This is a genomic window from Bradyrhizobium sp. I71, assembly GCF_022354745.1.
GTDB classification, from domain to species: domain Bacteria; phylum Pseudomonadota; class Alphaproteobacteria; order Rhizobiales; family Xanthobacteraceae; genus Bradyrhizobium; species Bradyrhizobium liaoningense.
Genome location: NZ_CP059398.1, coordinates 6,804,639 through 6,824,224, shown reverse-complemented (window position 1 = coordinate 6,824,224; position 19,586 = coordinate 6,804,639). Strand labels below are relative to the sequence as shown.

The 19,586-nt window shown below is 65.0% G+C and carries 21 protein-coding genes; 9 read left to right on the top strand and 12 right to left on the bottom strand.

Annotation, left to right across the window (positions count from 1 at the left end; all coding sequences use genetic code 11):
- The first annotated feature begins 128 nt into the window (after positions 1-128).
- Positions 129-734, top strand: coding sequence for a TIGR00730 family Rossman fold protein (locus FJV43_RS32335; protein WP_028179969.1), 606 nt, complete (start codon positions 129-131; stop codon positions 732-734).
- Positions 735-738: 4 nt separating this feature from the next.
- On the opposite strand, the gene FJV43_RS32330 is transcribed toward FJV43_RS32335, so the two are convergent.
- From FJV43_RS32330 to cysS, 4 genes are all read right to left on the bottom strand, one after another.
- Positions 739-1,116 carry a VOC family protein gene (locus FJV43_RS32330; protein WP_239623044.1) on the bottom strand — a complete coding sequence of 126 codons (378 nt, stop codon included), beginning with the start codon at positions 1,114-1,116 and terminating at the stop codon, positions 739-741.
- 118 nt (positions 1,117-1,234) lie between these two features.
- Positions 1,235-2,842 (bottom strand): citramalate synthase, encoded by a 1,608-nt coding sequence (gene cimA / locus FJV43_RS32325; protein ID WP_239623043.1) that lies wholly within the window; start codon positions 2,840-2,842, stop codon positions 1,235-1,237.
- Positions 2,843-3,020: 178 nt separating this feature from the next.
- Positions 3,021-3,512 (bottom strand): GNAT family N-acetyltransferase, encoded by a 492-nt coding sequence (locus tag FJV43_RS32320; RefSeq protein ID WP_239623042.1) that lies wholly within the window; start codon positions 3,510-3,512, stop codon positions 3,021-3,023.
- 115 nt (positions 3,513-3,627) lie between these two features.
- Positions 3,628-5,007 (bottom strand): cysteine--tRNA ligase, encoded by a 1,380-nt coding sequence (cysS, locus tag FJV43_RS32315; RefSeq protein WP_239623041.1) that lies wholly within the window; start codon positions 5,005-5,007, stop codon positions 3,628-3,630.
- A 291-nt stretch (positions 5,008-5,298) separates the two neighbouring features.
- Between cysS and FJV43_RS32310 the strand changes: the two genes are divergently transcribed.
- Entirely contained in the window at positions 5,299-5,604 is a 306-nt protein-coding gene (locus tag FJV43_RS32310) for a hypothetical protein (RefSeq protein WP_239623040.1), read from the top strand.
- A 144-nt stretch (positions 5,605-5,748) separates the two neighbouring features.
- Positions 5,749-6,939 carry a DUF2865 domain-containing protein gene (locus FJV43_RS32305; RefSeq protein WP_239623039.1) on the top strand — a complete coding sequence of 397 codons (1,191 nt, stop codon included), beginning with the start codon at positions 5,749-5,751 and terminating at the stop codon, positions 6,937-6,939.
- Between the two features lie 233 nt (positions 6,940-7,172).
- On the opposite strand, the gene FJV43_RS32300 is transcribed toward FJV43_RS32305, so the two are convergent.
- The 3 genes from FJV43_RS32300 to FJV43_RS32290 all read right to left on the bottom strand — a co-directional run bounded on the left by FJV43_RS32300 (position 7,173) and on the right by FJV43_RS32290 (position 10,774).
- Positions 7,173-8,930: an NAD+ synthase gene (locus FJV43_RS32300; RefSeq protein WP_239623038.1), complete on the bottom strand. Its 1,758-nt coding sequence runs from the start codon at positions 8,928-8,930 to the stop codon at positions 7,173-7,175.
- 97 nt (positions 8,931-9,027) lie between these two features.
- Positions 9,028-9,381, bottom strand: coding sequence for a diacylglycerol kinase (locus tag FJV43_RS32295; protein ID WP_028179961.1), 354 nt, complete (start codon positions 9,379-9,381; stop codon positions 9,028-9,030).
- 4 nt (positions 9,382-9,385) lie between these two features.
- Positions 9,386-10,774, bottom strand: coding sequence for a 3-deoxy-7-phosphoheptulonate synthase class II (locus tag FJV43_RS32290; RefSeq protein WP_239623037.1), 1,389 nt, complete (start codon positions 10,772-10,774; stop codon positions 9,386-9,388).
- Between the two features lie 180 nt (positions 10,775-10,954).
- Here FJV43_RS32290 and FJV43_RS32285 point away from each other — a divergent pair, with 180 nt between their 5' ends.
- Positions 10,955-11,851, top strand: coding sequence for an alpha/beta fold hydrolase (locus tag FJV43_RS32285; RefSeq protein WP_239623036.1), 897 nt, complete (start codon positions 10,955-10,957; stop codon positions 11,849-11,851).
- A gap of 7 nt (positions 11,852-11,858) precedes the next feature.
- Here the strand turns inward: FJV43_RS32285 and FJV43_RS32280 are convergent, their stop codons facing one another.
- Positions 11,859-12,122: a hypothetical protein gene (locus FJV43_RS32280; protein WP_239623035.1), complete on the bottom strand. Its 264-nt coding sequence runs from the start codon at positions 12,120-12,122 to the stop codon at positions 11,859-11,861.
- Positions 12,123-12,277: 155 nt separating this feature from the next.
- On the bottom strand, positions 12,278-12,991 hold the full coding sequence (locus tag FJV43_RS32275) for a LuxR C-terminal-related transcriptional regulator (protein ID WP_239623034.1): 714 nt from the start codon (positions 12,989-12,991) through the stop codon (positions 12,278-12,280).
- A gap of 442 nt (positions 12,992-13,433) precedes the next feature.
- Here FJV43_RS32275 and FJV43_RS32270 point away from each other — a divergent pair, with 442 nt between their 5' ends.
- From FJV43_RS32270 to FJV43_RS32250, 5 genes are read left to right on the top strand one after another with little or no spacing between them, the layout of a single operon-like run.
- Positions 13,434-14,666: an acyl-CoA dehydrogenase family protein gene (locus FJV43_RS32270; protein ID WP_239623033.1), complete on the top strand. Its 1,233-nt coding sequence runs from the start codon at positions 13,434-13,436 to the stop codon at positions 14,664-14,666.
- Positions 14,667-14,684: 18 nt separating this feature from the next.
- Complete coding sequence (locus tag FJV43_RS32265) at positions 14,685-15,233, top strand: NAD(P)H-dependent oxidoreductase (RefSeq protein ID WP_239623032.1); 549 nt, start codon at positions 14,685-14,687, stop codon at positions 15,231-15,233.
- 54 nt (positions 15,234-15,287) lie between these two features.
- Positions 15,288-16,085, top strand: a complete 798-nt coding sequence (locus FJV43_RS32260) for an alpha/beta hydrolase (RefSeq protein WP_239623031.1) — start codon at positions 15,288-15,290, stop codon at positions 16,083-16,085.
- 25 nt (positions 16,086-16,110) lie between these two features.
- Positions 16,111-16,554, top strand: coding sequence for a cupin domain-containing protein (locus FJV43_RS32255; protein WP_239623030.1), 444 nt, complete (start codon positions 16,111-16,113; stop codon positions 16,552-16,554).
- A gap of 48 nt (positions 16,555-16,602) precedes the next feature.
- Positions 16,603-17,880, top strand: a complete 1,278-nt coding sequence (locus FJV43_RS32250; RefSeq protein ID WP_239623029.1) for an MFS transporter — start codon at positions 16,603-16,605, stop codon at positions 17,878-17,880.
- Between the two features lie 90 nt (positions 17,881-17,970).
- On the opposite strand, the gene FJV43_RS32245 is transcribed toward FJV43_RS32250, so the two are convergent.
- From FJV43_RS32245 to FJV43_RS32235, 3 genes are read right to left on the bottom strand one after another with little or no spacing between them, the layout of a single operon-like run.
- The gene (locus tag FJV43_RS32245) at positions 17,971-18,555 is read right to left on the bottom strand and encodes a TIGR00645 family protein (RefSeq protein ID WP_239623028.1); all 585 of its coding nucleotides are present in this window, start codon (positions 18,553-18,555) and stop codon (positions 17,971-17,973) included.
- A 31-nt stretch (positions 18,556-18,586) separates the two neighbouring features.
- A complete protein-coding gene (locus FJV43_RS32240) occupies positions 18,587-19,225 on the bottom strand; it encodes a TerC family protein (RefSeq protein WP_239623027.1) in 639 nt (212 codons plus the stop codon).
- Positions 19,222-19,584 (bottom strand): hypothetical protein, encoded by a 363-nt coding sequence (locus tag FJV43_RS32235; RefSeq protein ID WP_239623026.1) that lies wholly within the window; start codon positions 19,582-19,584, stop codon positions 19,222-19,224. The genes FJV43_RS32240 and FJV43_RS32235 overlap by 4 nt, the downstream gene beginning before the upstream one ends.
- Positions 19,585-19,586 lie beyond the last annotated feature (2 nt).

Below are 19,586 nucleotides of genomic sequence, written 5' to 3'. Positions count from 1 at the left end.
CCGATGCCCGCGCACCCCGCCAGATGGCGAATCTTCGATTGTTTATCGTCATTTACCGGTAGATTCCCGGGAGTATCGAATCACCGATTGGGCTTGACGCCTGTTCGCTGCAATGCATCATGGCACCAATGAGCACGATCAAAACCGTCTGCGTCTATTGCGGCTCCGGCCCTGGAACCAATCCCCGCTTCGCCGAAGGCGCCAAGGCGTTCGGCAAGGCGCTCGCCGAGAACAACATCCGCTTGGTCTATGGCGGCGGCTCGCTCGGCCTGATGGGCGCGGTCGCGACCTCCGTGCTCGACCACGGCGGCACCGTCACCGGCATCATTCCCGACTTCCTGCGGATGCGCGAGAACGCGCTGACGCGCGTGCAGGAGATGATCGTCACTCCCGACATGCACGAGCGCAAGCGCTTGATGTTCGAGCGCTCCGACGCCTTCGTGGCCTTGCCGGGCGGCGTCGGCACGCTGGAGGAGCTGGTCGAGCAGATGACCTGGAAGCAGCTCGGCCGTCACGCCAAGCCGGTGCTGCTTGCCAACATCGACAATTTCTGGGAGCCGCTGTTCTCGCTGCTGTCGCACATGCGTCAGACCGAGTTCATCCGCGCGGGCCTTTCGATCGACGTCCTCAAGGCCGATCGCGTCGAGGACATTCTGCCGAAGCTGAAGGCGGCAGTTGCCCAGCTGGCCGAAGCGGAAAAGCAGCTCGCCCCGGAAATGGCGCGCAAGCTGTAAGGCCCTACTCTGCCGGAAACGTCACGGCCTCGATCCGGTTGCCGTCGGGATCGGTGACGAAGGCTGCGTAGTAGCGCACGCGGTCGTGCGGGCGAATGCCGGGCGCGCCGTCGGAGCCACCGCCGGCCGACAGCGCTGCGGCGTGAAACGCATCGACCTCGGCCGTGGTTCTCGCCCGCAGGCAGATGTGCACGCCGCTCTCCGGGGCCACGGGCGGCATGGCCTCGCGCAAATTGATCCAGAACTCCGGATAGGCCTTGCCGAAGCCAACTGTCCGCGGCCGCGTGACGAGGCGCGTGAGGCCGAGCGATGCGAGCGTTGCCTCGTAGAATCTTGCGGCGCGTTCGAGATCGCTGACCCCGACGGAGATGTGGTCGATCATGGTCCTGCCCGTCCCCTATCGCTCGTAGCCCGGATGAGCGAAGCGACATCCGGGAAAGTCTATCGGTGCGGCATATACCGTCCCGGATATCGCTTCGCTCATCCGGGCTACATCTTTCTTACGCCGGCGCACCCGATTTCACGAGCTTGTAGATCACCGAATCCATCAACGCCTGGAAGGAGGCGTCGATGATGTTCGGGGAGACGCCGACCGTGGTCCAGCGCTCGCCGTTCTCGTCCTCGCTCTCGATCAGGACGCGCGTGACCGCGCCGGTGCCGCCGTTGAGGATACGGACGCGATAGTCGATCAGCGTCAGGCCCTCGATGTATTTCTGGTACTTGCCGAGGTCCTTGCGCAGGGCAACGTCGAGCGCATTGACGGGGCCGTTGCCTTCGGCCGCCGAGATCAGATGCTCGCCGGCGACGTCGACCTTGACCACCGCGAGCGCCACGGTGACCCGCTCCCCCAGCGCGTTGTAGCGCTGCTCGACATTGACGTCGAACTGCTCGACCTCGAAATAGTGCGGCACCTTGCCGAGCGTGCGGCGCGCCAAGAGCTCGAACGACGCATTGGCGGATTCGTAGGCATAGCCCGCCGCCTCGCGCGCCTTCAACTCCTCGACGAGGCGCGTCAGCTTCGGATCGCTCTTCTCGTAAGGGATGCCGGCGCGATCGAGCTCGGCGATGACATTGGAGCGGCCGGCCTGATCGGACACCAGCACCTTGCGGTGGTTGCCGACCAGCTCCGGCAACACATGCTCGTAGGTCTGCGGATCCTTCAGCACGGCGGAGGCATGGATGCCGGTCTTGGTGACGAAGGCGCTCTCGCCGACATAGGCGGCATGCCGGTTCGGCACGCGGTTGAGCATGTCGTCGAGCGTGCGCGAGACCTTGACGAGCGTTGCGAGCCTCTCCGCGGTAACGCCGATCTCGAAGGCGTCGGAAAACTCCTTCTTCAATTTCAGCGTCGGGATCAGCGAGCAGAGATTGGCATTGCCGCAGCGCTCGCCGAGACCGTTCAGCGTGCCCTGGATCTGCCGCGCGCCGGCGCGCACCGCGGCCAGCGAATTGGCCACCGCCTGCTCGGTGTCGTTATGGGCGTGGATGCCGACGTGATCACCGGGGATGTGCTTCGTCACCTCGGTGACGATGGCCTCGATCTCATCAGGCATGGTGCCGCCGTTGGTGTCGCACAGCACCACCCAGCGCGCGCCCGCCTCATAGGCCGCCTTGGCGCAGGCCAGCGCGAAGCTCGGGTCTTCCTTGTAGCCGTCGAAGAAGTGTTCGCAGTCGAGCATCACCTCGCGACCGGCGGCCTTCGCGGCTGCGACGCTGTCGCGGATCGAGGCGAGGTTCTCCTCCTTCGTCGTCTCCAGCGCGACGCGCACCTGATAGGCCGAGGATTTTGCCACGAAGCAGATCGCGTCCGCCTTCGCCTCCAGCAGCCCGGCGACGCCAGGATCGTTCGAGACCGACCGCCCGGCCCGCCGCGTCATGCCGAACGCGGTGAACCGCGCATGATTGAGCTTCGGCTTGGTCGCGAAGAATTCGCTGTCGAGCGGATTGGCGCCGGGATAGCCCCCCTCGACATAGTCGATGCCGAGATCATCGAGCATCGCCGCGATGACCTGCTTGTCGGCCAGCGTGAAATCGACGCCGTTGGTCTGCGCGCCGTCGCGCAGCGTGGTGTCGAACAGATAGAGGCGCTCTTTCTTTGCCGAGCTCATCGCGAGCGTCCGTTCTTGTTACCTCCCCCCTTGTGGGGGAGGTCGGCGTCACGCAGTGACGCCGGGAGGGGGGTGCCACACGGGCGGTCTGAGCGCGAGGCTACCCCCCTCCCCAACTCTCCCCCACAAGGGGGGAGGGAGCGGAGAGAGGCTCGCGCCTGGTGAACAAGCTCCTTGCTCATTGCGGCGCTCCCAGCGTCTTCTTCATGGTCGTGTTGGCGAGCCATTCGTCGTTGATGGTGACGCTGTTGCGCTGCTGGGCGGTATAGCCGCGCTTGGCAAAGAAGCCCTGCGCGGTGTCGCTGGCATCGACCGAGAGGCTCGCCGCACCGCGGCTGCCTGCGAGCTTCTCCAGCGCGTCGACCAGCATGGTCGCGATACCCTGCCCTGCCACGGCCGGATGAACGTAGAGCATGCGGATGTGATCGTTGCCGCGCAGCGATGCGAAGCCGACCGGCGAGCCCTCGAGCGTCGCGATCAGGGTCAGGTCGGACGCAAGCTGCTTGCCGAACTCTTCGTCTTCAGCCGCCTGCATCCAGGCTTCCTGTTGCGCCTCGCTATAGTCATCGCCGGTCAGCTCCTCGATGCTGGCGGTGAAGATCGCAGCGAGCACCGGCAGGTCGTCAGGCAGGAAGGGCCGCAGGGCGGGCTTTGGCAAACTCTGTCCCATCGTCTTCACCACATCCCATAGAGCTTGAGCACCAGCGCCAGGGCGCCGGCGAGCAGCGCGATCTTCAGCGCGATGTAATAGAGCCAGTGCCGCGGGAAAGGCGTGTCGGGCCGCTTCATCGCGCGATCTCCCAGGTCGTGCCTTCCTTGGAGTCCTTGATGGCAACGCCCATCGCGGCAAGCAGATCGCGGATGCGGTCGGATTCCCTGAAGTCCTTGCGGCTACGGGCGGCCGTCCGCTCCGCGATCAGGCGCTCGATTTCCGTGGCATCGACGCCGCTCGCCTGCTGCTTGCGCCCTTCCCATTGCGCCGCGCTCTCGGCCAGGAATCCGAGCAGCCGCAACGAGCCCGACAATGCAGCGGCATCGCCACGCAGGCCGTGCAGCGCCGCGATCGCCTGCGGCGTGTTGAGGTCATCGAGCAGCGGCTCGATCACGGACGCGGCCGGCTTGCCGGGCGCGACATCGGCCGCGACGCGATACCAGTCATCGAGCGTCTTGGCACTCTCCTCCAGCGACTTCATGGTCCAGTCGATCGGCGAACGATACTGCGTCTTCAGCATGTTCAGCCGAAGCACCTCGCCCGGCCAGTCCGCCAGCAGCTCATGGATGGTGATGAAGTTGCCGAGGCTCTTCGACATCTTCTCACCCTCGACCTGGAGGAAGCCGTTGTGCATCCAGGTGTTCGCCATGCGCTCGCGATGGAAGGCGCAGCAGGTCTGCGCCACCTCGTTCTCGTGATGCGGAAACACGAGATCGATGCCGCCGCCGTGAATGTCGAAATGCTCGCCGAGATGCTTCCAGGCCATGGCCGAGCACTCGATATGCCAGCCGGGGCGGCCCTGCGCGGCGATGCCGGCCGGCGACGGCCATGAGGGCTCGCCGGGCTTGGACGGCTTCCACAACACGAAGTCGGTGTTGTCCTTCTTGTAAGGCGCGACATCGACGCGGGCGCCGGCGATCATCTCGTCCAGCGAGCGGTTGGACAGCGCGCCGTAGCGCGGCAGCACCGAGTTGGCGGCGTTCATCGCCTGCGGCGAGAACAGCACATGGTCCTCGGCGACGTAGGCAAAGCCACCGGCGACCAGCCGCTCGATGAGCTCGCGCATCTCGCCGATATGCTCGGTCGCACGCGGCTCGACGGTCGGCCGCAAGCAGCCAAGCGCATCGACGTCGGCATGAAACTGCCTGCCGGTCTGTTCGGTGACCTTGCGAATGGCCTCGTTCAGCGGCAGGCCGGGGAAATCCCGCGCGGCGCGGTCGTTGATCTTGTCGTCGACGTCGGTGATGTTGCGGACATATTTGACATGCGCTTCGCCGTAGAGGTGGCGCAGCAGCCGAAACAGCACGTCGAACACGATCACCGGCCGCGCATTGCCGATATGGGCGAAGTCATAGACGGTCGGTCCGCAGACATACATGCGGACGCTGTTCGCATCGAGCGGCACAAAGGTCCGCTTTTCCCGGCTCAGCGTATCGTAAAGACGCAATTCCATGGCAACCCATCCCTCTCGGCCGGGCGTCCAAGGCTCTCAATCCATTTGAGAAAAGACGGCTCCAGCCAGCGAATCGCTAGCTCGTAATCTCGCGGCAAATGGCGCAGATGGCGAGGAGACCGTTCATGGGGCGACATATGGGCTATGAGGCGGCCCCACGTCAAGAGAGCCGCGAAAACGCCGTTTTATCTCCGCAAAGCGCACGGCTCGCCCTGATGGTTCACGATCCCCTAACCATTTGAGGCCATTCTGGAACCGGCGGTTCCTTCTTTTTCTTGACCCGGTATTTTCATGCGATCTGCACTCGCGCTCATTTTCAGCGCCTCGATCCTTGCGGCATCCAGCGCGTTCGCCGACACCCGCGTCTTCATTATCGCCAATCAGGCAGATGGCTACGGCAGCGGCCAGTGCCTGGCCAAGGGCGAGACCTGCGGCGCCTCCATTGCACGCACCTATTGCCAGTCACGAGATTTTGCCCAGGCATCAAGCTACCGCCGGGTCGATCCCGACGAAATTACCGGCTCTGTCCCCAAAACCGGCGCAAACTGCTCTCATGGCCGTTGCGACGAATATGTTGCAATCACCTGCCAGCGCTGAATTCGCTCGGAGCTGGCGGACCTTAGGCCCAATCATTGGCCCCTGAAACGACGTGACGATGCCGCAGGAAGCGGCTATTGGAGGGCGCGCTTCGGCCCCCCAAGAGTCACTTGGAACGTCACATTGGGCCGTGACCTCGCTAGAATGGCGGATATGCCTGAATTGTTGTCCCTGCCCCGTGCCCGCTTCTCCCTTGCCTGCACCGTGCTCCTGAGCGCGGTCGTGCTCGCCACCGGCGCTTTCGCGCAGGCCGGACCGCCCGGGCCGCCGCCTCAGCCCGGCCAGAACGGGCTGGGACCGAACCCGATGTGCGTGCGGCTGGAAGGCCAGCTCGCCGCGCTCGATCGTGGCGGCGGCGGTGACCCCGCGCGCGAAGAGCAGATCCGCCGCTATCAGGATTCCCAGGCCAAGCAGCAGGCCGAGCTCGACCGCGTCACCATGCAGGCCAAGCGCATGGGCTGCGATTCCTCCGGCTTCTTCTCGCTGTTCAACGGCCAGTCGGCGCAATGCGGCCCGGTCAACACCCAGATCCAGCAGATGCGCGCCAATCTGGACCAGATCACCGTCAATCTCGAGCGGCTGCGCGGCGGCGGTCCCGGCGGCTCCAGCCCGGAGCGCGACAACCAGCGTCGCTCGGTGCTGATGGCACTGGCGCAGAACAATTGCGGCCCGCAATATGCCAATGCCGCGCAGTCACAAGGCGGCGGCAACTTCCTGACCAATCTGTTCGGCGGCGGCAACAACCCGAACAATCCGCAGGCCGTGCCGCCCTCCGATCTCGGGCCGCAATCCGGCACCTACCGCACCGTCTGCGTGCGCACCTGCGACGGCGCCTATTTCCCGATCTCCTTTGCCACCGTTCCGGCGCGCTTCCCCGACGACGAGAAAACCTGCAAGGCGCTGTGCCCGGCTGCCGAGGCCGTGCTCTACACCCATCGCAATCCCGGTGAAGACATGAATTCGGCGATCTCCATCGGCGGCCAGCCCTACACCGCGCTGCCGACCGCATTCAAATTCCGCAGCGAGTTCAACCCGTCCTGCTCCTGCAAGGCGGCGGGCCAAACCTGGGCGGATGCGTTGAAATCGGCCGACGACAAGGCCGCGGCCGAGCAACAGGGCGACATCATCGTCACCGAAGAGAGCGCCAGGAAGATGCAGCAGCAGCGTCTCAACAAGGGCACGCCTGCGAACGCGAAGAAGGGCGCAGCTCCCGCGCCGACGACGGCGAATGCGCCGGCCGCGGCACCGCCGGCGGATACAGGCACCGCTGCGAGCTCCGAGAACAAGCCGATCCGCTCGGTTGGTCCCACGTTCCTGCCGCAGCAGCAGAAGTAATCACGTTTCGATGAGGTCAGGTCCCTCGGCTCGAGCGTTCCTTCTCCCCTTGTGGGAGAAGGTGGCGCGAAGCGCCGGATGAGGGGTTCTCTCCGCGCTCACACGTGGACATGAGAGCTCGCGGAGACAACCCCTCACCCGACCGAGTTCGTTGCAGCGGCGGTGCTGCCCTCTCCCACAAGGGGCGAGGGCGCAATAATGCCCATCTCGCTCGCGGCCACGACAATCCGATCCTACCCCTCGAACGCGTCGATCGATGCCTGGCTCCCGCGTGACACCAGCGTCTCGTCCGCCGCAGGCACCTGCTCGCCCTTGTCGCGAAAACGGTTGGTGATGGGATAGCGGCGGTCACGGCCGAAGTTCCTGGCCGTCACCTTCACGCCCGGCGCGGCCTGGCGGCGCTTGTATTCGGCGACGTTGAGGAGATGGTCGATGCGGGTGACGACCTCGCGGTCGAAGCCGGCGGCGATGATCTGCTCCAGCGGCTGCTCGCGTTCGACCAGGCGCTCCAGGATGGCGTCGAGCACGTCATAGGGCGGCAGCGAGTCCTGGTCGGTCTGGTTCTCGCGCAGCTCCGCGGTCGGCGGGCGCGTGATGATGTCGGGCGGGATGACCTCGCCCGCAGGGCCGAGCGCGCCTTCCGGCTTCCAGCCGTTGCGCAGCGCCGCCAGGCGAAACACCTGCGTCTTGTAGATGTCCTTGATCGGGTTGAAGCCGCCATTCATGTCGCCATAGAGCGTGGCGTAGCCGACCGACATTTCCGACTTGTTGCCCGTCGTCACCACCATCAGGCCGGTCTTGTTGGAGATCGCCATCAGCAGCGTGCCGCGGGTGCGGGCCTGGAGATTCTCTTCGGTGATATCAGGCGGCAGATTCTTGAAGATGCCGGACAGGATGGCATCGAAGCCGTTCACAGCTTCGGCGATCGGCAAAACCTCGTAGCGGATGCCGAGATGGCCGGCGAGCTCGCCGGCATCGGCGATCGAATGTGGCGCGGTGTAGCGATAGGGCAGCATCACGCCATGCACCTGGTCGGCGCCGAGCGCGTCGACCGCGATCGCCGCGCACAGAGCGGAATCGATGCCGCCGGAAATCCCGAGCAGCACGCCGGGAAAGCCGTTCTTGGTGACATAGTCGCGCAAGCCCAGCACGCAGGCGGCGTAGTCGGCCTTGTCGCCCTCGGGCAGTTCGGCGATCGGGCCGGTGCAGCGCCAGTCGTCGCCGTTACGGGTGAATCGCAGAGTGACGACGCTCTCCTCGAAGGCCGGCAGTTGCGCCGCAAGCGAGAGATCGCCGTTGAGCGCAAAGGAGGCGCCGTCGAACACCAGCTCGTCCTGGCCGCAAGCCTGGTTCAGGTAGACCAGCGGAAGTCCGCTCTCGGTCACGCGCGCGACCGCGACCGACAGGCGCACGTCATTCTTGTCCCGGGCATAGGGCGAGCCGTTCGGCACGAGGATGATCTCGGCGCCGGTCTCCGCCAGCGTCTCGACCACGTTCTCGTAATCCTCGGACTCCTCCAGCCAGATGTCCTCGCAGATCGGCACACCGATGCGCACACCGCGCACGGTGACGGGCCCTGCGGCAGGGCCGCGCGCAAACAGCCGCTTCTCGTCGAACACGCCGTAGTTCGGCAGGTTGCACTTGAAGCGCAAGCTCGCGATGCGGCCGCCGTCGAGCAGCGCGCAGGCATTGTAGAGCCTGCCCTCCTCGACCCAGGGCGTGCCGACCAGCATGGCCGGACCACCGTCCGCGGTTTCGCGCGCGAGGCTTTCGATCGCGGCGCGGCACGCGGCCTGGAAGGCCGGCTTCTGCACCAGGTCCTCCGGCGGATAGCCGGCGATGAACAATTCCGGAAACAGCACGAGATCGGCGCCATCGGACTTGGCCTGCGCACGCGCGGCACGCGCCTTGGCGGCATTGCCCTCGATATCGCCCAGGGTCGGGTTGAGCTGGGCGAGCGTGACCGCGAATTCATTGAGACGTTCGGTCATCGAGCTCTCTCCGGCACCTCTCCCGAAGGGAGAGGTCGAATTGCATCGAAGGTGAAGAGACCTCGGACATCCACGCGCAATGGACCTTCTCCGCGAGCTACAGGAACCCCAATCGCTCGATGATGGCGATGATCCAGAACGCGCCTGCCATCAGCAGCGCAACGCCGACCGCGGCCGAGCCCATGTCCTTGACGCGCCCGATCTGCTTGTCGTGGTCCATCGTCAGCCGATCGGCGAGCTTCTCGATCGCGGTGTTGAGCAGCTCGACGACCAGCACGAACGCGACGGAACAGACCAGCTCGACCGCGCGCATCGCGGTCGCGCCGATGAACCAGGCGAGCGGCACTGACAGCAGGAGCGCAAAGATCTCCTCACGGACGGCCTGCTCCGATCGGAACGCAAAGGCCAGACCGTTCCGGGAATTGATCGTGGCCTTCCAGATCCGCAGCAAGGTTTTAGAGCCCCGCTGCGACCGGAATCGGCTGTGCCTTGCCGGCGCGCTCCTGCTTGAGGAGCTCCGCGATCAGGAAAGCCATGTCGATGGATTGCTCGGCATTGAGACGGGGATCGCAGACCGTGTGGTAGCGGTCGTTGAGGTCCTCGTCCGTGATCGCGCGGGCGCCGCCGAGACATTCGGTGACGTTCTGGCCGGTCATCTCCAGATGCACGCCGCCGGCATGGGTGCCTTCGGCCGCGTGGATCGCGAAGAACGACTTCACCTCGGACAGGATGCGGTCGAACGGCCGCGTCTTGTAGCCCGACGTGGAGGTGATGGTGTTGCCGTGCATGGGATCGCACGACCAGACCACGACCCGGCCCTCGCGCTTCACGGCGCGGATCATGTTCGGCAGGTGCTCGCCGATCTTGTCCGAGCCGAAGCGGCCGATCAGCGTCAACCGGCCCGGCTCGTTGTCGGGATTGAGCACGTCGATCAGCTTCAAGAGCTCGTCGGCCTTCAGCGAGGGGCCGCATTTGAGCCCGATCGGGTTCTTGATGCCGCGGAAATATTCGACATGGCCGTGATCGAGCTGACGGGTGCGGTCGCCGATCCAGATCATGTGGCCCGAGGTCGCGTACCAGTCGCCGGTCGTGGAATCGACGCGGGTCATGGCCTGCTCGTAGCCGAGCAGCAACGCCTCGTGACTGGTGTAGAAATCGGTGGCACGCAGTTCGGGATGGCTTTCGAGATCGAGGCCGCAGGCACGCATGAAGTTGAGCGCGTCCGAGATGCGGTCGGCCAATTCCTTGTAGCGGCGGGACTGCGGCGAGTCCTTGAGGAATCCGAGCATCCATTGATGCACGCTGCCGAGATTGGCGAAGCCGCCGGTGGCGAAGGCGCGGAGCAGGTTCAGCGTCGCCGCCGACTGGCGATAGGCCATCAGCTGGCGCTGCGGATCCGGCACGCGCGCTTCCCTGGTGAAGGCAATGTCGTTGACGATGTCGCCGCGATAGCTCGGCAGCTCGACGCCGTTCACCTTCTCGGTCGGCGATGACCGCGGCTTTGCGAATTGGCCGGCAATGCGGCCGACCTTCACCACGGGGACTGCGCCGGCGTAGGTCAGCACCACCGCCATCTGCAGCAGCACGCGGAAGAAGTCGCGGATGTTGTTGGCGCCGTGCTCGGCAAAGCTCTCGGCACAGTCACCGCCCTGGAGCAGGAAGGCGTCGCCGGCCGCAACGCGCCCCAGGGCCTTCTTCAGATTGCGCGCCTCGCCGGCGAACACCAGCGGCGGAAAGGTCGCAAGCTGCGCCTCGACGTCGGCCAAAGCCTTGGCGTCGGGATATTCGGGCACCTGTAGCACCGGCTTGCTGCGCCAGGACTCGGGCGTCCATCGCTCGGACATTGCAATCTCTCCGTGAAGCAAAAAGCACAACCTGATCTGTGGGTTGCGAGGGCCGCCTTATACACAGGCTGGCTTCCGACCGCCAGTTGTAAATCCATTTCGTACCGCAAACCCTTGCGGCCAAAGCCGAATTCGCATTTGTTTGGCGCCGGCAAGAAATAGGCAGGACACAAACCGCCCATGGACGCGGCACTGGACGACGTTTTCATCGACGAGATCAGCTTCCCCGCGACCGACGGCTATGCGCTGACCGGCACCCTGTTCCTGCCGCGCGGCGCCAAGCGCCATGCCGTCCTGATCAATTCGGCGACCGCCGTGCCACGCAAGATCTATCGCGGCTTTGCCTCATACCTCGCCCATCGCGGCTGCGCGGTGCTGACCTACGACTATCGCGGCATCGGGGACTCCCGGCTGCCGGCGATGGTCGGCTACAACCGGCCCAAATCGCTGGCCGGCTTCAAGGCCTCGATGTCCGACTGGGCCGAACTCGACGTCACCGCCGCGGTCAGCTGGATGCGCGAGCGCTACAACACCCTGCCGCTTGCCTATGTCGGCCATTCCTTCGGCGGCCAGGCGCTCGGACTGATTGCGAACAACAGCGAAATCTCGCGCGCCGCGTTCGTGGCCTCGCAGGCTGCGACGTGGCGATTGATGACCTCCCCGGAAAAATACCGCGTCGTCGCCTTCATGAACCTGATTGGGGTACCGCTGGCCCACGCGCTGGGCTACGCGCCGGGCTGGGCCGGCGTCGGCGAGGATTTGCCCAAGGGCGTCTTCCTGCAATGGGCCGAATGGGTCTCGAGCCCCTGCTACCTCTTCGATTCCAAACTGCCGGCGCTGGAGAACTTTGCGAGGTTCAAGGGCGAGCTGCGCGCGCTGTGCTTCTCCGACGATCCCTGGGCCACGCGGCCTGCGGTCGAGTTGCTCACGAGCGGATTCACGGCGATCAGACCGGAGGTGCTCGACGTCAAACCGTCCGACGTCGGCGCCAAGGCGATCGGCCATTTCGGCTTCTTCCGCCCCGATCACCGCCACACGCTGTGGCGCGGCGTCGCCGAATGGATTCAGGGAGAATGAGGCTGCGTCATCGGATGATCGTCGTCAGAGACGAGTAGCGCCTGTTCGGCTTGGCTTCGCCCGGCGCGAACTGCGCGAAGGCGTCGCTGACGCGCACCGCCGGCGGCGTATCACCGGCGAAGCGGAATTCCATCGGCCGCGGCGCGTAGAAGCTGGCGCGGTAATATGAGTCGTCGAAGCGTGCCTCGCCGACGCCGAACAATGCGTCGCAGACGAACAGGAGCGCGTAGACTCCTGCGACCGCTGCGATGATCTCCTTGAGAATTGACATGCCGATGCCCTGCCCTTTTGCGGGCAGGATGCAGATCGGTTCCAAAATCGAGGTTTAAGACTCAGCGGTTCTTGTCCGCTGGGTTTGCCGCCGCTGAACGGATAGCAGACAATTTTATCGATCCGGAGGCCGAACGCCCGCTGCAGTCGGCGGCTTTACTGCCGCGCGCTGAGAAGGCAGGCTGCAAGTTCGGTCCGGTTGTGCACGCCGAAGCGCCGGCACAGATTCGCGACGTGCTCCTTCACGGTCTGGTCGGAAATCCCCATTTCGCGGGCTATCTCCTTGTTGGTCTGGCCACGGCAAACCCGGATGGCGACATCCGCCGAGCGCGGCGGCAGCGATGCCGACAGCATCCCGGCCGTCTGGGGCTGAGGGCCCGGGCTACGATCGGCTTGCAGCTCCCCCGCATTCATCATGTTGGTCAGCGCCAGCGAGCCGGCGCGGCATAGCATCTCCATGCGCAATCGTGCCCGCGGCGTATAGGGTGCGCCCGTCTCCGTCGTCGCAGTGAAGAGCACGCCGATGATCTTCCGGCCGCACCACAGCGGCCCACCCATATTGTAGGCGAAGCCCCATTCATGCAGCATCTCGAAGCTCGGGCTGTGCCGCCATTGCTGCGGGCCGATCACGGTTTCGCCGTCGACCGCGCAGCCGCGGGTCATGATGCAGTCGAGCACGGGGTCGTGCTTCCAGAAGCCGGCCTTGTAATTGTCGAGCAGACCATCGGCGACGTGGCGGCTATAGACCAGCGCGGGCTCGATCCCGTCGAGCAGATAGAGACCGACGGTCGGCGATCCCGTAAGTTCGGTGATTGCTGAGCAACAGGCCGCGCCCAGTGCACGCACCGAACGGCTCTCGGCGATGGACATCAAACGATCCGCCAGCTGGCCCTCAGGCAGACGGTCAAACTGCTCCTGCTCGGCCCTCACCGCCACTCCTCGCGCGACGTGCGCCATTTCGTTTTGTTATAGGCTTAAAACTTCTTCTTCACCCGTTCTCCGGTCAAGCGAAAAGAAGCGGCAGAACCGTGCTTCTCCGGCTCAGCTTTACGGCACAGCAGCAACGGCGATCCCCCCATGATGGGGGATTGCCGGTCTGCCCGCTTCATCCCTAGCATTCGCCCATCGTGATCGCGTGACGACATCACGCGGTTCCGACGGGGTCACGTCACCATCGCGAACTGTGCTCACCCGCGCGCCAACGGCCTTGGCGCGCGACGGCTGAGCTTTGCCGACGGACGCCGTTCCCGCGGTCCCGATCCTTCCCGCCGATCGCGCGGCGGAGCAACAGCTTGACGTGGAGATACCGACCATGAGCCTTTCCATGCAACGCGCCGCCAGGCCTTCCACGACGCCCTCAGTGGCCGAGTTCCACGCACGCCTCGACGCCGTGCTGCCGCTGGTCGAGTCCCGCGCGGCCGAGGCCGAGGCGCAGGGCTATCTCACCGACGACGTCGTCACCGCGCTTCGCAAGGCCGGCATCTACACGATGCTGTTTCCCCGCGAGGTCGGTGGCGCAGAGCTTCTGCCATACGACGCCATGACCGTGATCGAGCGCCTTGCCTATACGCATGCATCCGCCGGATGGTGTGCGATCGGCAACAACATGGAAGGCACGACGCTCGCCATCTATGTCGAGGACCAGGGCATCAATAAGGTCTTCGCAAAAGGCGCCGACATCACCATCGCCGGCAACGGAGTCCCGCGGGGCTTCGCCCGTCCGGTCGACGGCGGCTACATGATCCGCGGCAACTGGGCCTATGGCAGCGGCATCCAGCATGCCGAATGGGTCCATTCCGGCTGCTTCGTCACCGACGCCTCCGGCAAGGACATGGTGTTCGGTCCCAACGGACAGCCCAAGATCGTCGTCACCCACCATCCGCGGGCAACCATCAAGCTGATGGGCAATTGGGACGTGCTCGGCCTGCGCGCCACCGGAAGCTTCGACTACACGCTCAGCGAGGGCGACGAGCTGTTCGTGCCGACACACATGACCTACGATTTCGACATCGGCGCGCCGCGTCGCGGCGGGGTGCAGGGCGCGCTGGGGCTCGCGGGCTATAGCGCCTGGTCGCACTCGAGCTGGGCAGTCGGGGTCGGCCGCCGCATGCTCGACGAACTCGTGAAGGTCATCGTCCCGCGCCAGGATCCCTTCGGCAAGTCGTGCGAGAGCGCCAGCTTCAAGTTCCAGTTCGCGCAGGCCGAGGCTCGTTTTCGCGCGGCACGTGCGCTGGTACACGAAACCTGGAAGGAGGTCTCGGAGACCTGCGCCGACGGCAAAAGTCCCTCGCTGGCGCAGATGACGATGATCAAGCTGTCGCTGCGCCACATCCACGACGTCCTGTCCGACGTCTCGACCTTCGCGCACCGTGCAGCCCGGGGCGCCTCGCTTCACAACACGCCGATGCAGCGCTTCTATCGCGACATCCACTCAGGCACCCAGCACATCCTGATGGCCGACCAGATCGTCGAGGAATGCGGTCGTGCGCTGCTCGGCCTTCCCGGGCCGGACGCGCAATGGACAGTGTTCGGGGTGACTGGCTGAGCGCGCAGGAGAGTCGGCGTGAACGGATCCCGCATCGTTGGCTTCTGCGGCAACAGCTGGCGCCCGGCAAAATCGCGCGTGCTCGTTGAAGCCGTTGCGGCCGATCTCCTGACACAACACGCGCTCAAGACCGACATCCTCGACCTCGTCGATGCCGGCCAAGGCATCGCCGCGTTTACCCGCAACGGGCTCGACGACCGCGCGCGCGACCTCGTCGAGGCGATCGAGCATGCCGATGGCCTGGTGATCGGTTGCCCGGTGTTCCAGGGCTCGTATCCCGGCTTGTTCAAGCATGTCTTTGACCTGATCAAGCCCGGCGTGCTGCGCAATCGCCCGGTGCTGCTGACAGCGGTCGGCGGCGGGCTGCGCCACTCGCTGGTGGTCGAGCATCAGCTGCGTCCATTGTTCGGGTTCTTCGAGGCCTGCACGGTGTCGACCGCGATCTATGCGAGCAGCGACGAACTGGCGTCGGACAGACCCCTGGCGCCGATGATTGCCGCTCGCCTCGCCAACGCCGTGGAACAATTCGCAGCGCTCGTCGGCGACCGCCGGGCCAACGCCGCATGACCCCTCTTCCGCTGCGGTGCCCAGACAGGCTGCCTTCAACCGGAGACATCCATCATGCTTGAGACCGCCAAACCCTCGCCCGACCTGACTGGCTTTGCTCGCGCGGAATACGACATCAACGGCGTGCGCACCGTCGTTCACACCATCGGAAGCGGCCCCCCGCTGGTGTTCCTGCACGGTACCGGAACGTTTACCGGCTTTGAGATGGCGCGCGACTGGGCGAAGCGGCACACCATCATCATTCCTTATCAGGCCGGTTTCGGCGACTCCGGCGATGCGGTCTGGATCGATACGATCGAGGATCATGTCCTGCAGACTACGGACTTGCTCGACAAGCTGGGGCTCGCGAAGTTCGATCTTGCCGGATTTTCGCTCGGCGGGTGGCTCGCCGCCGAGTTCGCCATCCGCCAGCCGCATCGCGTCCGCAAGCTGGTGCTGGTCGCGCCCGCCGGCCTTGTGGTTGCGAGCGCGCCGGCCCCTGGCCTGTTCGAAATCGCGCCACAGGATCTGCCGGCCTATCTCGCGAACGATCCTTCAAACGCGCTCCGTTACTTTCCCAAGTCGCCGGATCCTGCATTCGATGCCCGCCTCGGGCGCGAAGTGACCGGCTTCGCCAAGCTGATCCGCAACGATCCACAAGGAAATCCGAAGCTCGCGCACTGGCTGCACCGGATCACAATGCCGACGCTGGTCTTGTGGGGCGCCTCGGATCGCCTGCGACCAACGGCGCAAGCCGAAGCCTGGAAGGCGGGGCTGCCCGATGCGCGCGTGACGCTGGTGCCGGATACCGGACATCTTGTGTTCGAGGAAACGCCCTCCGCTGCGCACCACGTCACCGACTTTCTTGCCTAGTAGCTCAGACACAGAGGACACCACCATGATCGAGATGCCGCCGGGCGTAACCCCTGCCAAGGACGGTTTTGGGAACATCGTCTGGAACATTCTGGGCCAGACATACACGCTCAAGCAACACTCCGAGGCGTCGATGGCCTGGCATGCCGTGTTCCCCCACGGCACCTTCGTGCCGCCGCACGTTCATCCGACCCAGGACGAGTTCGTCTACGTGCTGAGCGGCCGCTACGATCTCTGGCTCGACGGCAAGGACTTGGTGGCGACCGCCGGGGACCTCGTGCGCATGCCCAAAGGCATTCCCCACGGCATCTTCAACAAGTCCGGCGAAACCGCGACCAGCCTGTTCTGGGTTGCGCCGACGCGATCGCTCAAGGAGCTGTTCGAGCGCATCCACAACCTGCCCGATCCGCAGGAAGTCGTTCGGCGTGCCGCCGAGCACGAGGTCAATTTCCTGCCGCCCCCGGCCTGATGCTCGTCTCCCGCCGAAAGCCGAAAGCTCCAACCGCGAGGATCGATCGTGACGACCAACTGGACGACCATTTCCGAGAGCGACCGCCGACGGATTGCCGCCTGGCAAAAGGGCATGCTGGCTCTTGCCATTTTCTGCGAGATATTCCTCGCGGCCGACTGGTACGCCTTCGCGGCCGTGCTGCCGTTCGTCTCCGAGAGCCTGAAACTCAATCCCGCCGAGGCAGGTCTGGCGCAGGGTATCTTCGCACTGACCTATGGCGTCGGCATGGTGGTGTGGTCACCGGTGAGCCGCTCCATGACGGCGCGCAACATGCTGCTGATTGGCCTTGCTGGCACCGGTCTCGGGATGATGCTTCAGGTGTTCGTCCAGACCTATACCCAGCTCGTGCTGCTGCGGCTCCTCATCGGCTTCTTCGACGCCGGCATTTTCATCGGCAACATGAAGCTGATCTTCGGCTGGTTTCCGCAGAGCCGGCGCGGCTCTGTGGTCGGAATCATCCTTGCGGCCTACAGCCTCGCCATCACATTGGATTTCGCACTCGGCATTCCCCTGACCATTGCGACCGGATGGCGGACCTTCTTCGCAGTACTGGCGGTCGGCACCTTGATCGTCGCCGCGATCGACGCCCTCGTCGTTCGCAATAGCCCGCGCGAGATCGGCATCGCCGACTTCACCTGGGGCAATGAGACGCCTCAGAAGCACCTGCCTCTTGGCGAAATCTTCCGCTCGAAATGGATCGCGGTCGGTGGTTTCGGCATCGTGGCCTGTACCTTCGCAATCGCCGGCTCGGCCACCTGGGTGGTGCCCGCTTTCATCGCCGTGCAGCACATGCCGCCGGAAGCCGGCGCCATAATAGGCACCGTGATGGGGTTGTCGCAGGTTCTGTTCCTGGTGATCGGCGGCTACATGTCCGACCGGCTCGGCAAGCCGTTCATGATCAAGCTCACCGCGGGGCTCGCCTTCCTGACCGCCCTGATGTTCCTCTGGAGTGTCGTCACGCCGATGCCGTTCGGGATGCTCGTGCTGTTCGCAGCCCTCAGCGGCATCGCGCTGCTCGGCGGCGGTGCGATCTTCGCGCTGCTCAGCGAAAAATACTCCGACGCGCTTGCACCGGCGGCGATCGGCTATGCGGAGGTATTCGGCATCTTGTCGGCTTTCGTGGCGCCCTGGATGATGGGAGCCATCATCAACGCCTCTTCCGGCGCGTTCACCGGGGCTTTCGTCGCCTTCGCCGTGATCGAGTTGATCATCGTCGGCCTCCTGCTGATCCTCGCCCGCGAGGACGTCAGGCAGGGAGCGGTCGTCGGCAGTCCAGCCGAATGAATAGCTTGGAGCGGACGGGACCGTACCCCGCGAGCTCCCGGGCAGAAACCATGAACGGACGCCGGCACCTCCCGTCAGAGGGTCGCCCCCTCAGCCGTGGCCGGCCTCCTTGCGATGGCCGCTCTCGCTGAGACGGTCGACCCAGGCGATGCCGATCGCCGAGACGATGAAGGTCATGTGGATCAGGACCTGCCACATCACGCCGGTCTCGGTGAAATTGCTGCGGGTGGTGCCGAGATTGCCGGCCTCGATGAAGGTCCTGAGCAGCGAGATCGAGGAGATGCCGATGATCGCCATCGCGAGCTTGATCTTGAGCACGCTGGCATTGACGTGACCGAGCCATTCCGGCTCGTCGGGATGGCCGCTCAGGTTCAGCCGTGAAACGAAGGTCTCGTAGCCGCCCACGATCACCATGATCAGCAGGTTCGAGATCATGACGACGTCGATCAGCCCGAGCACGACCAGCATGATCTGCTGCTCGCTGGCGTCGAACGAGTGCGCGACCAGGTGCCAGAGCTCCTTCAGGAACAACAGCACATAGACGGCCTGGGCAACGATGAGGCCGACATAGAGCGGCAATTGGAGCCAGCGCGAGCCGAAGATCAGCTTCGGAAGCAGGCCGACCGGCGGCAGTGGCGCGGCCGGCGCCGAAGGTGCCTTGGGTTCAGACGTCATTGATCACTCCGGGTTGCAAGCAGCATGCGCCTCAGAGACTCGCGATGACAGGCGCGAGCTCGAGCGAGCCCCGATAGATCATCTCGAAGGCGACGTAAATGATGATGGCAAGGCCGACATAGGCGACCCAGCGCTGCTTCTGGAGCACGCGGCCGAGCAGATCGGCGGCGACACCCATCATCGCGACGGACAGCAACAGGCCGAAGGCGAGGATGTAGGGATGCTCGCGCGCGGCGCCCGCGACCGCGAGCACATTGTCGAGCGACATCGAGACGTCGGCGGCGACGATCTGCACCGCCGCCTGACCGAAGGTCTTTCGCTGTGCCGGCGCGGCATCCGCGCCGCCGCCATGGCTGAACGCGAGCTGCTCCGAATGCGTGGACTGCTCGCGCAGTTCGCGCCACATCTTCCAGCAGACCCAGAGCAGCAGCACGCCGCCGGCGAGCAGCAGTCCGATGACCTGCAGGAGCTGGGTCGCGACGCCGGCGAAGGCGATACGCAGCACGGTGGCGGCGGCGATGCCGACGATGATGGCGCGGCGGCGCTGCTGAGCCGGCAGGCCCGCCGCGGCGAGGCCGATGACGACGGCGTTGTCGCCGGCGAGCACGAGATCGATCAGGACGACTTGAAACAGCGCGGTCAGCGCCTCGGCGGTGATGAATTCAGTCATGTTTGATCATTTTTCGATGTCGACGGATCGAGCCAATGCGGCTTGCGGCGCTCGATCCAGTCGAAGACCTTCGAACGGGAGGAGCGCAGCGCCGGCACGTCCTCGGCGAGCAGCGCGAGGCCGAGCGGCAGCATCCAGACGCCGAGCAGCGGCAGGAAGGAGAGCACGCCGCCGGCGACCAGCAGCGTCCCCGAGGGGATCCTGACCCAGCGGCTGGACGGCTTGAGCAGATAGGTGAAGGTGTCGCCCATGCGCGTCGGCAGGCGGTCGACGAGCTTGGCCAGGCGCGGGTCTCCACCGGCGATCTCGCCGGTGGTGCCCACGGCTTCGGTGGTGCGCTCGTCCGAAACTGTGCTCATGC

Bases quoted from the DNA above. Each gene is read 5' to 3' on its own strand.
- FJV43_RS32335 (WP_028179969.1), top strand. From the start codon at position 129: ATGAGCACGATCAAAACCGTCTGCGTCTATTGCGGCTCCGGCCCTGGA.
- FJV43_RS32330 (WP_239623044.1), bottom strand. From the start codon at position 1,116: ATGATCGACCACATCTCCGTCGGGGTCAGCGATCTCGAACGCGCCGCA.
- cimA (WP_239623043.1), bottom strand. From the start codon at position 2,842: ATGAGCTCGGCAAAGAAAGAGCGCCTCTATCTGTTCGACACCACGCTG.
- FJV43_RS32320 (WP_239623042.1), bottom strand. From the start codon at position 3,512: ATGGGACAGAGTTTGCCAAAGCCCGCCCTGCGGCCCTTCCTGCCTGAC.
- cysS (WP_239623041.1), bottom strand. From the start codon at position 5,007: ATGGAATTGCGTCTTTACGATACGCTGAGCCGGGAAAAGCGGACCTTT.
- FJV43_RS32310 (WP_239623040.1), top strand. From the start codon at position 5,299: ATGCGATCTGCACTCGCGCTCATTTTCAGCGCCTCGATCCTTGCGGCA.
- FJV43_RS32305 (WP_239623039.1), top strand. From the start codon at position 5,749: ATGGCGGATATGCCTGAATTGTTGTCCCTGCCCCGTGCCCGCTTCTCC.
- FJV43_RS32300 (WP_239623038.1), bottom strand. From the start codon at position 8,930: ATGACCGAACGTCTCAATGAATTCGCGGTCACGCTCGCCCAGCTCAAC.
- FJV43_RS32290 (WP_239623037.1), bottom strand. From the start codon at position 10,774: ATGTCCGAGCGATGGACGCCCGAGTCCTGGCGCAGCAAGCCGGTGCTA.
- FJV43_RS32285 (WP_239623036.1), top strand. From the start codon at position 10,955: ATGGACGCGGCACTGGACGACGTTTTCATCGACGAGATCAGCTTCCCC.
- FJV43_RS32280 (WP_239623035.1), bottom strand. From the start codon at position 12,122: ATGTCAATTCTCAAGGAGATCATCGCAGCGGTCGCAGGAGTCTACGCG.
- FJV43_RS32275 (WP_239623034.1), bottom strand. From the start codon at position 12,991: ATGTCCATCGCCGAGAGCCGTTCGGTGCGTGCACTGGGCGCGGCCTGT.
- FJV43_RS32270 (WP_239623033.1), top strand. From the start codon at position 13,434: ATGAGCCTTTCCATGCAACGCGCCGCCAGGCCTTCCACGACGCCCTCA.
- FJV43_RS32260 (WP_239623031.1), top strand. From the start codon at position 15,288: ATGCTTGAGACCGCCAAACCCTCGCCCGACCTGACTGGCTTTGCTCGC.
- FJV43_RS32255 (WP_239623030.1), top strand. From the start codon at position 16,111: ATGATCGAGATGCCGCCGGGCGTAACCCCTGCCAAGGACGGTTTTGGG.
- FJV43_RS32245 (WP_239623028.1), bottom strand. From the start codon at position 18,555: ATGACGTCTGAACCCAAGGCACCTTCGGCGCCGGCCGCGCCACTGCCG.
- FJV43_RS32240 (WP_239623027.1), bottom strand. From the start codon at position 19,225: ATGACTGAATTCATCACCGCCGAGGCGCTGACCGCGCTGTTTCAAGTC.
- FJV43_RS32235 (WP_239623026.1), bottom strand. From the start codon at position 19,584: ATGAGCACAGTTTCGGACGAGCGCACCACCGAAGCCGTGGGCACCACC.